The 13,641-nt window shown below is 43.0% G+C and carries 10 protein-coding genes and 1 pseudogene; all 11 read left to right on the forward strand.

Annotated features, from left to right (window positions below; all coding sequences use genetic code 11):
- Positions 1 to 6: 6 nt before the first annotated feature.
- Positions 7 to 540: pseudogene (locus HMPREF0240_RS06180) on the forward strand (GNAT family N-acetyltransferase); the annotation flags it as partial.
- Positions 523 to 807: a DUF3781 domain-containing protein gene (locus tag HMPREF0240_RS24590; protein ID WP_198137771.1), complete on the forward strand. Its 285-nt coding sequence runs from the start codon at positions 523 to 525 to the stop codon at positions 805 to 807. The pseudogene HMPREF0240_RS06180 and the gene HMPREF0240_RS24590, both read left to right, overlap by 18 nt.
- 218 nt (positions 808 to 1,025) lie before the next feature.
- Positions 1,026 to 1,682: an N-acetyltransferase gene (locus HMPREF0240_RS06185; RefSeq protein ID WP_347462554.1), complete on the forward strand. Its 657-nt coding sequence runs from the start codon at positions 1,026 to 1,028 to the stop codon at positions 1,680 to 1,682.
- 207 nt (positions 1,683 to 1,889) lie between these two features.
- Positions 1,890 to 3,638, forward strand: coding sequence for a histidine kinase (locus HMPREF0240_RS06190; protein ID WP_009002585.1), 1,749 nt, complete (start codon positions 1,890 to 1,892; stop codon positions 3,636 to 3,638).
- Positions 3,639 to 3,720: 82 nt separating this feature from the next.
- Positions 3,721 to 5,298: a response regulator gene (locus HMPREF0240_RS06195; protein ID WP_009002586.1), complete on the forward strand. Its 1,578-nt coding sequence runs from the start codon at positions 3,721 to 3,723 to the stop codon at positions 5,296 to 5,298.
- Positions 5,299 to 5,412: 114 nt separating this feature from the next.
- Positions 5,413 to 6,687 carry an extracellular solute-binding protein gene (locus tag HMPREF0240_RS06200; RefSeq protein WP_035312450.1) on the forward strand — a complete coding sequence of 425 codons (1,275 nt, stop codon included), beginning with the start codon at positions 5,413 to 5,415 and terminating at the stop codon, positions 6,685 to 6,687.
- Positions 6,688 to 6,825: 138 nt separating this feature from the next.
- Positions 6,826 to 7,719, forward strand: a complete 894-nt coding sequence (locus HMPREF0240_RS06205; protein WP_009002588.1) for a sugar ABC transporter permease — start codon at positions 6,826 to 6,828, stop codon at positions 7,717 to 7,719.
- Positions 7,709 to 8,596, forward strand: a complete 888-nt coding sequence (locus HMPREF0240_RS06210; protein ID WP_009002589.1) for a carbohydrate ABC transporter permease — start codon at positions 7,709 to 7,711, stop codon at positions 8,594 to 8,596. The genes HMPREF0240_RS06205 and HMPREF0240_RS06210 overlap by 11 nt, the downstream gene beginning before the upstream one ends.
- Before the next feature lie 116 nt (positions 8,597 to 8,712).
- On the forward strand, positions 8,713 to 10,473 hold the full coding sequence (locus HMPREF0240_RS06215; RefSeq protein WP_035312451.1) for a glycoside hydrolase family 9 protein: 1,761 nt from the start codon (positions 8,713 to 8,715) through the stop codon (positions 10,471 to 10,473).
- A 261-nt stretch (positions 10,474 to 10,734) separates the two neighbouring features.
- Complete coding sequence (locus tag HMPREF0240_RS06220; protein WP_009002591.1) at positions 10,735 to 12,666, forward strand: AAA family ATPase; 1,932 nt, start codon at positions 10,735 to 10,737, stop codon at positions 12,664 to 12,666.
- Positions 12,667 to 12,879: 213 nt separating this feature from the next.
- Complete coding sequence (locus HMPREF0240_RS06225; RefSeq protein WP_009002592.1) at positions 12,880 to 13,539, forward strand: hypothetical protein; 660 nt, start codon at positions 12,880 to 12,882, stop codon at positions 13,537 to 13,539.
- Positions 13,540 to 13,641 lie beyond the last annotated feature (102 nt).

Raw genomic sequence — 13,641 nt, forward strand, 5'->3', positions numbered from 1 at the left:
AAAAATATGAAAGAAAGATTTGAGACAGAGCGCTTAATACTGAGACCATGGAATACCGGGGACGCAGAGGCGTTGTACCGCTATGCCAAAGATGACAGGATTGGTCCAATTGCGGGATGGCCGGTGCATACCAGTGTGGAAAACAGCCGCCAGATTATAGAAGATGTACTTTCCGCCAGGGGAACCTATGCGGTTGTATTAAAGGAGAGTAACCTTCCCGCCGGGAGCATCGGCCTGATGACAGGAGATGCAAGCAATCTGGTAACTACGGAGGCTGAGGCGGAGATCGGTTACTGGATCGGTGTTCCGTACTGGGGCCAGGGATTGATTCCGGAGGCAGCACGGGTACTGATAAAATATGCATTCGAAGAGCTGGGTATGGAAAAGCTCTGGTGCGGTTATTTTGATGGTAACAATAAGTCGTTCAGAGTACAGCAGAAATGTGGTTTCGTATATCACCATACGAATGAGAATATTTTCTGGCCGCTTATGGGCGATATCCGAACGGAGCATATTACCTGCATGACGAGACAGCAGTGGGAAGAAACTGGCGGGGCAAAGTGCAGAGATAAAGAACTGTTGTTAAATTTGGATAAGCTGCATACTACCGATTTGGGAGTTGGACGGATCAAAAAGAATCTCTGTATTGACACAGATGATGTGAGCGAATGGTGCAGAGCGAAAATACAGGAGCCATGCAGCAGTATTACAAGAAGAGGAAAGAACTGGTATATCAGCTCGGAAGATTGTATCATAACAGTTAATGCAAATAGCTATACTATTATTACGGCGCATAAGCACAAGTAATAGAATTGCTTTAGTGCCGTATATGAAACTGAGAGTTTTTGTCAGTTTATTGCACCTGTTCGTTTTCTGAAATTCACTATAACTAAAAACAGGAAGACGAATAAAAGCTGATAATAAAAACGAAAAAAGGCTTTGACAGGTGGATGGAGATGCGGATTTAAAGAATATAAGAGATACCACAGCCTGGTGGAGACACTAGAAAAGAGCAGGACATGGAGATGAAAGAAATGGATATAGAATTGAGAGTTGAACGTCCGGAGGATTACAGAGAGACAGAGAATCTTGTCCGGGAAGCATTCTGGAATCATTATTCACCAGGCTGCAGTGAACATTATCTGCTGCATATTATGCGTGATTGTCAGGAGTTTGTACCGGAGCTTAATATAGTTGCGTTACACCAGGACAAAATCGTTGGCAATGTTGTTTATATGAAATCCAGAATAGAAGGCGATGACGGAAAGACATACGAGGTTTTAAGTCTGGGACCGATTGCGGTACTGCCGGAATTTCAAAGTTCGGGAATCGGTGGACGAATGCTTGATTATACAAAGAAAATCGCACGTGATATGGGATTTCGGGCAGTTCTGCTCTGCGGTGATCCGGATTATTATTCCCGTCATGGATTCATACCGGCGGAAAAATTGGGGATCAGAACAGCCGATAACAAATATGCTGCGGCCCTTCAAGTCTGTGAGTTGTATGAAGGTGCATTGTCAGGTACAGGCGGGAGATATTATGAAAGTTCCATATATGAAGTAGATGAGACTGCCGTAAAGGAATTCGATAAATATTTTCCTGTGAAAGCAATTGTGACAGGAACGTCGTCTCAGGAGCGTTTTCAAATACTTTGTGCAATGGTGAAAGATGCTGATTAAAGCAGAGGTCAGTAAGGAAATGAAACAATAGAACAGATATGTCATGAAAAACTGGTATGAGGGCAGCGTCCTTATGCCGGTTTTTTTGATATATTCTTAAATATATTTCAGGCACTTATCGATTCGATGCACTATTCTTGTCGTATTGCAGTGTTTGATGTTAATATATAATTAACTATTTTAAGAAATCCGAAAGGAAATGAAATTATGAAGGGAATAAAGCGCTATGTAAAAAACCTTGGTATCAATCAAAAATTTATCCTGAGTCTGTTGACTTTTCTGATCATTCCGCTTGTTATACTATTGTTTATTGTAAATTATAATATTCGTCTCAATACGAATACAAATACCTGTGAGACGAACCTGGAGATACTGAAGCAGACCAGAAACGGTATTTCCAACTTTATCAATGACATCAAGCTGGTTTCCCTGAATGTTGGGACAGATGATGATGTGCAGGATCTGATTCGGATGTATAATCATCAGGTTTCGACTTCTGAAAAAGAAAAACAGCGGGTCGACACCTCTTTTCGGGTGATAAGCTCTTTGGAGGCGCGGGAGAGCGTAAGGAGCATATCTATATTCAACAAAGATGAAATCATATACCAGTATGGAGATTTTGTGCTGAAAGAAGACAGACAGTTTATAAACGATCTGGATCAGCTGGACGGAATTCCGCTCTGGACCGGTATACACGAAGGGGAAACTACAAGCTACGGTGCTTTTTATCAAAAGCTATACCTGCTTCAGGCAATTAAAGATATGCGTACTTTTGAGGTGATCGCATACGAAAGGCTGACTGTTGATGAAGCTGATCTGAGGGAACACTATAAGGGATTGCTGGAAGGGAAAAGCAGGATTGTAATATTAGGGAGTGATGGGAAAATTCTATCGGCTTCAGAGAAAGATATACTGGGAAAAGATTATACGGCAGCGGGAATTAAAAGTCTTCCCGAGGATGATCATGGCTATCAGATACAAGGAGACAGGGTTACGACGTGGTATAGTTTAGAAGAACCCGGATGGACGGTGGTAAAGCTGGATTCCGCCAAAGAACTGTTCTACAGCAATATGCTGGGCAATAGTATCATAATGTTATGTATCCTTTTAACGGTTATATTCGGAGTCATATTTATGCTGCTGCAGAGACGGACTATGATAAGACCTATTGTAAGACTGTCGGAGGAGGCCAGGGATTTTAAAAAAGAAAATTTTAAAATGCCTCTTTTGACTGACAGTAAGGACGAAATCGGCAGGTTGAATCAGAATCTGACGCAGATGGTGGAGTATATTCAGGATCTGATTCTAAACCAGTATGAAAACAAAATTAAGCGCAGGGAAATTGAATTGAAATATATGCAGAGCCAGATCAATCCGCATTTTCTTTATAATACTCTTGACAGTATCCGTTGGATGGCAGTGATAGAGGGCAAAGCGGAGATCGCAGAACAGGTTGAAGCACTATCAGATATATTCCGTCATGCACTGAGCGGTGGCAGAGAGGTGGTAACGGTAGAGAAAGAAATCGAACATCTGAAGAATTATATTTTGATTCAAAAAAATCGTTTTGGGGACAGGCTGCAGGTAAATATTCAGGTGGGGGACGGCACCCGGGAATGTGAGGTTATGAAACTGATTTTACAGCCGCTTGTTGAAAATGCCATTGTACATGGCCTTGAAAGCAAAATGGAGGGCGGCACCGTGCGGGTAATTGTGAAGAAGGAGGAAAACACACTGCTGTATTGGGTGGAAGATGACGGGGTGGGGGTAAACGAAGATCTGATTAACCGATGCCTGAAGGAGAAAGAAGAAGAGCATAATGTTTTCGCTCTAAAAAATATCGATGAGCGGATAAAAATAAAATATGGAGAAGGTTATGGCCTTTCCTTCCATTCAGCAGTTGGCGTCGGCACCAGAGTCGAAGTACGGCTCCCGTTTGTGAATGGGAAATCGTAGAATTACAGGTGTTTTTGTAGTTTTGCAGGAAGAAAAGGGGAATACTGAAAGGCTATAATAACAGGAGGAGGGCGGAAACTATATGGAAATAAAATTGCTGGTGGTAGATGACGAGGTAAAGATCCGGGCGGGGATTGAGAAGGGAATCTCCTGGAAGAAACTGGGGATCTGCAAAGTACAGTCTGCTCCAAATGGTGTTGCGGCATTGGATATTATTCATACAGAGCGGATCGATATACTGATAACGGATATACGTATGCCCGGGATGGACGGGCTGGAGCTTGCCAGAAAAGCGAAGGAAGTACAGGAAAATATACATATTATCATTCTTAGTGGATTTTCTGAATTCGAATACGCAAAACAGGCAATTAGTATCGGTGTAAAAGATTACCTGCTGAAACCAATAAAGGTAAAAGAACTGACGGATAACGTCAGCGGTATTGTAAAGGCAATACAGGAAGAAGAGAATGCAAAAAGCCTTATGGATATGAGACAGACTGAGGAAAGAATCGTTCAGTACCTGTTGAGGAAGGAGAGCGATAAAGCAGAATTTACAAATTTAATCCATTCATTATCCGGCCTTACCGGCGAAGATAAGGTTTTGTGTATTCTTCTGGAATCTGACACAAAAGAGATGAAAGAGGATAGTGATATACGGGAAAGGATATTCGGACTGTTTGAAGAAGAGGCCGCAGCGCGTAGACATGATTTCGTGCTCGGGCTTCCTCGGCATATACTATATGCTGCACATATGGATTTAAGCCAGTCCAGAGCCCAGGTTATCCGGTGGATCCAGGAGATATTAAAGGGACTGAACAGAATATCGGCAGAGGAAAAGCTGCCAACTCTATCAGCAGCGGTATCGGAAAATTGCTTTCTCAGTGAAATGCCAGATGCTGTGAGAGCATGTATATGGCTTTTAAATAAAAGGCTTTATATGGGACCTGGTGTGGTCATAACGAATGAAAAAGAGCCGGTCAGAGAGCATATATCCTTTTATATAGATAACGAAGAACAGATTCGGCAGTACATTATAAGCTTTCAATATGAGGAAATTCAGAAATGTATCAGAAAGCACTTCCAGAAAATGAAAGAGATGAGAATATCTTCCTATGATTTGGTAAAAGGGGTCTGTTTGACGCTGAAGCAGCTACTGTTCCGCAGTATCCGTGAAACCGGACTGGATGCGGAGAAAGTTCTGGAGAAGAATAAAAATTTTATGCTGGAGGTTCCTGATCTCTTAACGATTGATGAATACGGGGATTGGATCTGTAATCTATATTATTTGATTTTAAAAGGCGTTGCGGAGCACACAGAAAGAAATGTAAGCAATACTGTTATGACCGCAGCGGCATATATCAGCACACATTATCAGGAAGAACTTAGTGTAGATAATCTCTCCGCATATGTGAATAAATCTAAAAATTATTTCAGCTACCTGTTTAAAAAAGAAATGAAAATATCATTTACTGAATATCTGAACAGATACCGTATAGAGCAGGCCTGTGTCCTTTTGGAGACAACGCTGGATCTGGCGGGAGAGATCGGCCAAAGGGTCGGGTTTAAAGATGAGAAGTACTTTTCATCTGTGTTTAAAAAGATTATGGAGTGCACTCCATCCCAGTACAGAAAGAACCGGGGCCTGGAAAAACAATCGTAGAAATTTAAGAAAAATCGTAGTTCTTTTACCTGCAAGGAAACAAAAGCCGGGAGTATTATAAAACTATCCTAAGTGATAGCGAAACAAAGGTTGAGAACAAAAGGAGGTAACGAAATGAAAAAGAGAGTATTGGCAGTATTGCTTACGGGGTTAACGGCAGCGTCCATGATCCTGGGCGGTTGCGGGGGAAACAGCAGTGCAGGAAAGAATGAGGGAGAGAAGAAGACAGAAGGGAAGACAAACATTAAATTCTATGGCAAGGTAATAGAATATACGTCAGGTCCAAAAATGACAGATGCACTTCAGGAACAGTTGAAGGACAAATACAACATTGATGCAATACAGGTCGACTGGTCTAATCTTGAGAAGGTGATCCGCACGGGGCTGGCTTCCGGTGATCCATGTGATGTTTATAACGTTGGTACTTATGACATGGCAAATTTCGCAGATGCAGCCGTAGATTTAACCCCATATCTGGACAAGGATCCGGAATGGAAAGATGCAATCGGTGAGGAGGCACTAAAGCCAATTACCAAAGACGGTAAAATTGTTGCAATTCCATGGGAATCGAATTTTTCAGTGATTCTTGGAAATAAAGCGCTTCTTGAGAAGGCAGGTGTGAAGGTGCCTGAGCAGTGGAACTATGATGAATTCAAAGAAGCATGCAAAAAGATTCAAGATAGTGGAGCAGCGCCATTCGGCAATTCGGCGGATCTTTCCCATGCTGAATGGCTGTTTAGGGCAGCGATGCTGACGCAGGTAATAGATAATGGAACCTATGATGACTATATCGCGAGAAAACTGTCCTTCGATGGAACAGAAGGCAGAAATACTTTGGAAACATTGAAGTCTCTATATGATGAAGGCTATATGTATCCGGGGGAGGGTGCAGTTACGGTAAAAAGTGATGAGCTGAAAGCTGCGTTTGCCCAGGGTAAACTTGCCATGATGACAGATATCGGGGCCGGCGCCAAGGTGACCGCGGAAGAAATGAAAGAATCCGGGATTGAATCCGTTGTGATTCCGTGGCCAAGCGCCGGTAAAAGAGCGGCTACACCCGGAGGCGGAAATTGCCTGTTTATTCCGAAGACAAGCAAGAATATTGATGCAGCGGTAGAAGTAGTTAAAGCTTTTACAAGTGCGGAAATCCAGGGCATTCATGCGGAAGACGGATATATTCCGATTAACAAGAATGTCAAGATTGAGGATGAATTTATAATAGAATTGGTAAAACAATCTCAGATATGCGTTCCCGATGTAGTGTGGCCGGCAGAAATGAATGATTACAGGAGCAACAGTCTAATACCGGATCTGATTCTGAACGGCGGCGTGGATACTGTAATAAGCAACCTGGAACAGAAACGTGAAAGTGCATTGTCAAACGAGTAGCATTATGATATGGAAGCAGGCGGTGAATTTCTGCTGCCTGCTATTTTTATACCCAAAGGCACCCTGTAACACATGCCCTGCGGGCGGGTCTGCGGCTGTGCCGCAGAATAAGGTATACCCAAATGAAAGGTGAGAGGAATGAGGAAAAAGAGAAGAATTAATTCGAAAAGAATAACTGGCTTTGTATTTCTGGCACCTGCAATCGTATTTATCCTTTATGCAACGGTCATCCCGTTTATATGGAATTTTATACTGTCTTTTCAGAAGTGGGACGGTTTCAGCGATATGGAATTTCATGGAATTCGGAATTATCTCACTGTATTTCAGGATTCTGCAATTTTCAAGAGTATAGGAAATTCAGTATATTACGCGTTAGCATCCACCATAGGAGGCCTGGTAATCGGAATTCTGCTTGCAACCCTGATATTTCAGCTTGCAGGAAAAGAAGGCTCTTTCTTCAGATTGGTTTTATTCAGTCCTGCAATGCTTCCGATTGCTGTAGTAGGTCTGATGTTTTCATTTTTCTATAATCCCGAAATGGGGCTTTTGAATAATTTTCTGAAGCTGATTGGGCTGGAAGGCCTGCAGCATGTATGGTTGCAGAACCGATCTACGGCCATGATCTGCATCATATTTGTTGCGGTCTGGAAATGTGCCGGACAGGTTATGCTGCTGTGCTTTGCTTCCATGCAGACAATACCGGAATCGCTGTATGAATCCTCCAAACTGGACGGTGCCGGTTACTGGAAACAGGTCAGATATATCACCCTGCCACTGATCAAACCTATGATTCTGCTGGCGGCGATCAATACACTGGGGACACAGTATAAATCCTATGACTTGATCTATACCATGACGCAGGGAGGCCCCGGGGATCTGACTACGACCATTCCGATCCGTATGACAAGGATGGCGTTCTCCTACGGTAAGTTCGGAGAATCAGCGGCAGCAGGAGTTGTATTTACGGTTGTAGTAGTGGGGAGTATTTTGATTGTAAAACATTTATTGAGGGGGGAAGAATATGAGTTCTAAAGCGGTGGCGGAACTTCCTGTGGGGAGGAGAAGAGAGTTTAAGGTATTCAAGCCGGGCGAGCATATTTCAAAGTGGGCGGTGCGCCTGATTCTGCTCGTATTTGTCCTAGCTACGATTTATCCGATGCTCTTCGTTCTTCTTACTTCGGGAAAAACAACAAATGATTTTTACAATAACATTTGGGGACTTCCCAAATCCATCGAATGGGCAAATTACAGTTATGCATGGACAACAGCCGGGATCGGCCGATATTTTGTGTCCAGTATTATTGTAGTAGTCTCTGTAGTTGCGGTAACCCTGGTTCTGTCGGCATTGGCGGGCTATGCACTTGCCAAGTTAGATATACCAAGAGCAGATACGGTGATGATTGTCATTTTTATGCTGACGATGCTGCCTTCGGAGTCTGTACTGATGCCGATGTATCTAATGACGAGTAAGATGGGGATACTGGGGACACATTTATCATTGATTTTACCTTATATAGGATGGGGAATGGCGTTTGCCGTTTATATATACAGAAACTTCTTTAAGACGGTGCCCACGGAAATTATGGAGGCGGCCAGAATTGACGGATGTACGGAGACATCAACATTTTTAAAGGTTGTGATGCCGATGATGCTTCCGGCTACAGCCACAAACGCTATTTTCTGTTTCTTAAACTGGTGGGGAGAGATGCTGTGGGCATCTGTAGATTTATCTACATCCAGTATAAAAACGCTGCCCCTGGGAATTACGGCTTTTGTTCAGAGCGCGGGGACGGACTGGGGACCTCTGTGTGCGGCAAGCTGTATTATTCTGCTTCCGGTTATCATTTTCTTTTTATTTACACAGAGATATTTTATAGCCGGGCTCACGGGCGGGGCTGTTAAAGGGTAGAGATCACGTCAAATCGCCCGTTAGTATCTATAGATGCAAAAAGGCAAAGCCAGGGAGCGTATTATTTATGAGACAGACAGTGAATGATTCTAATAAGAATAAGGAGATATAAAAATATGGAAAGAGAAAGATATAAAAGCAGATTTATGATGAACCAGGTCGGTTTTTTACCGACAGCATCTAAATTATTTACATATTGCGGAGTAAGTAAAAAGTTTCAGGTTAACCGGCTGCAGGATCTGGTTCTCACACCGGTCTTCGAAGGGGTGATACATACTTGTGATGATACCTACGGTATCGGTGACTTTACTGAACTTACAGAGGAAGGGATTTACAGAATCAGTACGGAAGAGGGCAACAGCAGATGCTTTATAATTGGCAGAAATGCTTATGGAACTACAGCGCGGGTGCTTACCGGTTATTTTACTTGGCAGCGCTGCGGAGATGATCTGGGGTGGAATGGGCGGTGCCACAGTGACGATGAGATTATCTTTCACAGCGGGGAAAGACGCCGATTAGCCGGAGGGCATCACCAGTCCAGTGACCTGCGGAAATGGGCATACGGGACATCTATTGGAATTGAGGGGCTTGCAGAATATGCGCTCACAGAACATCCCTTATGGGATAAGGGCGGTCTGGCAGAGGATCTGTGGCACAGTGTGAAGTATTACCTTTCCCTGATTACAAAAGAAGGATGGATGCTTGACTGTACGTGGGTTCCGGAAGGGTACGATAAGTCAAAGGCCGGTATTGGATACGGAGATTATGAGTTCAGCTGGAAGCGGCGGCAGTATTTTGAAAGCCCGGACAACGAACATACACACTGGCAGGTTATAAAAGTTCTTTCTCTGGCAGCCCGGTATTTTGCTGAAACGGATAGAGAGAAGTCAGAGAAATGTCTGGAAGGGGCCGAAAGAATATGGAACTACATGGAGACGGAAGGCAGGCAGATGCATGACTATGATTTGCCGCTTTATCCTCCACTGGGTCATGACGGAATGAAGAAAATGTATCAGGGGTTTTATGAAGGCTCAGCCCTGAGGCATGCATCCAGGGCTATAGCGGCATGCAGGTTATATCTTGTGAAAAAAGATGACAGATATAAAAAAGCTGTGTTTGAAGCTCTGGATGCGCTTTGCCGGCTCCAGGCGGAGGGTGATGTACAGAGCAATCCGGCGTCGGCATGTTTTTGGGAAAGTCCGGAATCGAGCCGGCTGGCAAACAATTACTACTATTTTTTTAATATTAATGTTCCCATGGCATTCGCAGATGCTCTGGAAATCTGGCCGGATGCGGAATCTGCGCACTGCTGGATGGAGTGCATGTGTCGGATTGCCGAACAGCATGTGCTTATGAGTGGACACAATCCCTTCGGACGTGTTCCGGCAACCTGGCATACGGCTGGGCATGACATATTTGCAGAGTCTGCCATATTTAGTTTCAGTACCGAGACCTGTCCTGTTAAACAGCAGAATATGTTGGGGAAGATTGCACATAAAGGGGGGATATATGAGATTGCCTGTGAAGACTATAGTTTCTGTTATAATTTGGATTTACTCGCAACCGGGGTATTTCTCTGCAAGGCGGCGAAACTGACGGGCTGCAGCCGATACAGGGAAACCGCACAGAGGCAGATGGACTGGCTGCTGGGAGCAAACCAGTTTGATGCAAGCAGTGTGGAAGGCGTGGGATATAACCAGCCTCACAGAGGCGTATTCGGAGAATTCTTTCCGCCGGTGCCTCAGATACCCGGGGCTGTATTTACGGGAATTACGGAAGAAAGTTTTCAGGAGGAAGCTTTTGGGTATGACTGCGAGTATGATATGACTATGGTTGGGTGGATGCTCTATTTGATTGCACAGGTGCAAATGGAATAGGAACCAAGGAAGTTCAGATCCGGAATCAGGAGTGAAAATTGATTCTGGATCTTTTTATCTATAGCGCATTATTATGATAAAAAGATGTGTCTGCTAAAATAATAGGAAATCAGGCTGGAACATAAAGTTTTACATATGACAACTGGAATGAAAAAATGAGCAGAAATGTGGTGAAAAAATGTTTCAAAAGGAAATACACATATAGTTGCTTATTGAAACATTCTGCGCTATAATTAAGAAAAAGGAAAGGTATGGTACGAGATGAAAACAAAGTTTCATGAATATCTGGTCTTATTTCGCAAACTTAAAGGATATACGCAGGCGCAGATGGCGGAGAAACTGGAGATTTCCCGTTCAACCTACACCAATTATGAAATAGGGAACCGTTCTCCGGATCTGGAGACCCTGGAGAGAATCAGCGAAGTATTGGAATGCTCCCTTGATGAGCTGTTTGGAAAAACACCGGTCCGTACTGCTGATATGGTGAGTGAAACACCGGTGCCATATAGAGTAAGCTCAAAAGAAGTACCAAAAGTGAAGGGCAGAAAACTGGCAATTGGGCTGCAGGATTTCCGCAGGTTACGTGAAAAGAACGGCTATTATGTGGATAAGACGAAGATGATAGAGGAGTTTTTGGACTCCGATTATCAGATAACACTTCTTACTCGCCCAAGACGCTTTGGAAAGACGATGAATATGTCCATGCTGTCGGAGTTTTTGGATTGTTCAAAGCACTCGGCAGATCTGTTTACAGGAATGAAGGTCAGTGAGAGTTTTGTAATGGCGGAGTTGAATAAACATCCGGTTATTTTTGTCTCATTTCTCAACGTAAAAGGAGATACAGCGGATGGAATGCTGTATCAATTGATGTGTACGATCAGGGAGGAATACCAAAGGCATCTTACGGCACTGGATGACGGAACGCTTTCAGATTCGCAGAGGAAAGAACTCGATTATATTTATGAAGGCTTATGGCAGACTCCGGATTCAAAAGAGGCTGGTAACTGTATCATCAGGTCTGTTATAGTGTTGTGCCAGGCATTGGAGAACTATTATGGAAAGAAAGTATACCTTTTAATTGATGAGTATGATACTCCTTTTATTGCAGCTAATGATGGGGGATATTATGATAAGGTGAGAGGAATTCTGTCAGGTATGCTGAGTTCTTCTCTGAAAGGAAATCCTGCACTGGAGAAGGCACTGCTTACGGGAATCCAGAGAGTTGCTAAGGAAAATATTTTTTCGGGATTGAATAATCTGGCAGTCTGCACAGTCTGTAATCAGGAGTATTCTGATTATTTTGGATTTACCCCGGAGGAGACCAGCGAATTGCTGCAATATTACGGTTTAAAGTTAACAGAAGATGTAAAGTTAATGTATGATGGCTACCGATTTGGAGCAACAGAAGTGTACAATCCCTGGTCAGTTACATTTTATGCAGCCCGAAAAAAGCTGGAACCATATTGGGTGAATACAAGTGAAAACAGTATTATAAAAAATGCACTTGAGCAAAGAGGGGAGAAGTTTGCAGGCGCATACAGAAAGCTGATTGAAGAAGGCACAGTAAGTGTACGGACAGAACTGTCAACCTCCTATTATGAGGCTGCGGATGATGCGTCCCTCTGGGGGCTGCTGATCAACGCAGGTATGGTAACAGTTCAGAAAGAACTTGAGGAAGGCTTCTGTCAACTGAGGATACCAAACTTTGAAGTGCGCAGGGCGTTCCAGGAGCTGACTGCGTTCTATTTGAAATTAGAGGAAGGGCATATTGCGAGCATGCTGAGGTATCTGAGGCTGGAGTCTATGGATGAATTTGCAGAAGAGTATCAATGGATTCTTTCGGAACTTCCGTCCTATCATGATCTGAAAAACGAGAACAGCTATCATATGATGATGCTGGGAATGTGTGCTTTTCTGTACAGATATTATGATGTAAGAAGCAATCGGGAAAGCGGCAATGGAAGAAGCGACATACTGCTTTATGCCAAAAGTCCGGAACTGCCTCATATGATTCTGGAATTTAAATATACGAAGGATGAATCACAGAATCTGGCAGAACTTGCCCGGGAAGCGATAAAGCAGATAAAGGAAAAGAAATACGCCGCGGGAATGAAAGGAACGGTATATTATATAGGCCTGGCACATTTGGGAAAGACTGTAGAAGTGAAGTGGGAAAAAGCAGTGACTGAATAAACGAATCACATGAACGATAATCGGTGCAACGGTCATGGATAAGTTTATAAAGGCCTTTAAGTGAGCGGAATTTATTGTATTTTGATAGATAGTGTAATATAATTATGGCAAATGTAATGCAGACGCCATTTTGTTAATGCAGATGTAGTCTTTTAAAGGCTGCATCTCAGTTTTTAATTGAGGATACTAGATATTGAGAGGAGACGCGCGGGGATGGCCAATGAAGAATTAAAGCAAGCGAACATGGAACGCGTTATCCAAACAACAGTTTCTTATATGCAGACTATACCGATTCATAATATTACAAGAGAAATGATTGCACATAAAACAGGATTGTCAGTACGTTCATTGCAGCGTTATTTTGGAACACTTGATAACCTGATGTTTATCGCAACCAAACGATATTATCAGGCGTTTGATGAGTGTTTCAGTAAAGAATTCTACAGCAGGAATATAGGGGATAAGTCTGGATTGGAGCAGCTTCGGTTTATTATTGAGTCTTTTTCATTTTTGCTTCATCCTGATATGCCGTCGATTCTGACGCTTCATCAGATTGAACAATATTGGTGTGAACGGGAACCTTATTATTTTGACTCATTGGTTCCCAGTGCTATTCTCTCCTGTTATGGTCTCCGGGATGATCATTACAATTTTTTAATGACGATATTTGAATGCGGGATGCAGGACGGCAGTATTCGTTCCGATTTGAATAAGAAGTTAGCATACGAGTGGATCTATGGCGCATTTACCGGGTTGCTATATCGAATCGGTTTTGTGAATGCCTACTTTCAACATAAGAATAGTGACTGTGAACCTGAGCAGATTATCAGCTCTTTTACTGATGCCGTAATTTCTTACATTCGGGCAAAATGAGAGCTGCATTTTTAATGCCTAAATCAGTCCTGATATGGGACAGAAAAGATTTATGGCATTTGCTGTAATTACTTTATAATTCTTGCGGGATAATGAGACCTG

It is taken from the genome of Clostridium sp. D5 (genome assembly GCF_000190355.1).
Taxonomy (GTDB): domain Bacteria; phylum Bacillota; class Clostridia; order Lachnospirales; family Lachnospiraceae; genus Faecalicatena; species Faecalicatena fissicatena_A.

Coding starts and splice junctions, on each gene's coding strand:
- HMPREF0240_RS24590 (WP_198137771.1), top strand. CDS start 523: ATGACGAGACAGCAGTGGGAAGAAACTGGCGGGGCAAAGTGCAGAGAT.
- HMPREF0240_RS06185 (WP_347462554.1), top strand. CDS start 1,026: ATGAAAGAAATGGATATAGAATTGAGAGTTGAACGTCCGGAGGATTAC.
- HMPREF0240_RS06190 (WP_009002585.1), top strand. CDS start 1,890: ATGAAGGGAATAAAGCGCTATGTAAAAAACCTTGGTATCAATCAAAAA.
- HMPREF0240_RS06195 (WP_009002586.1), top strand. CDS start 3,721: ATGGAAATAAAATTGCTGGTGGTAGATGACGAGGTAAAGATCCGGGCG.
- HMPREF0240_RS06200 (WP_035312450.1), top strand. CDS start 5,413: ATGAAAAAGAGAGTATTGGCAGTATTGCTTACGGGGTTAACGGCAGCG.
- HMPREF0240_RS06205 (WP_009002588.1), top strand. CDS start 6,826: ATGAGGAAAAAGAGAAGAATTAATTCGAAAAGAATAACTGGCTTTGTA.
- HMPREF0240_RS06210 (WP_009002589.1), top strand. CDS start 7,709: ATGAGTTCTAAAGCGGTGGCGGAACTTCCTGTGGGGAGGAGAAGAGAG.
- HMPREF0240_RS06215 (WP_035312451.1), top strand. CDS start 8,713: ATGGAAAGAGAAAGATATAAAAGCAGATTTATGATGAACCAGGTCGGT.
- HMPREF0240_RS06220 (WP_009002591.1), top strand. CDS start 10,735: ATGAAAACAAAGTTTCATGAATATCTGGTCTTATTTCGCAAACTTAAA.
- HMPREF0240_RS06225 (WP_009002592.1), top strand. CDS start 12,880: ATGGCCAATGAAGAATTAAAGCAAGCGAACATGGAACGCGTTATCCAA.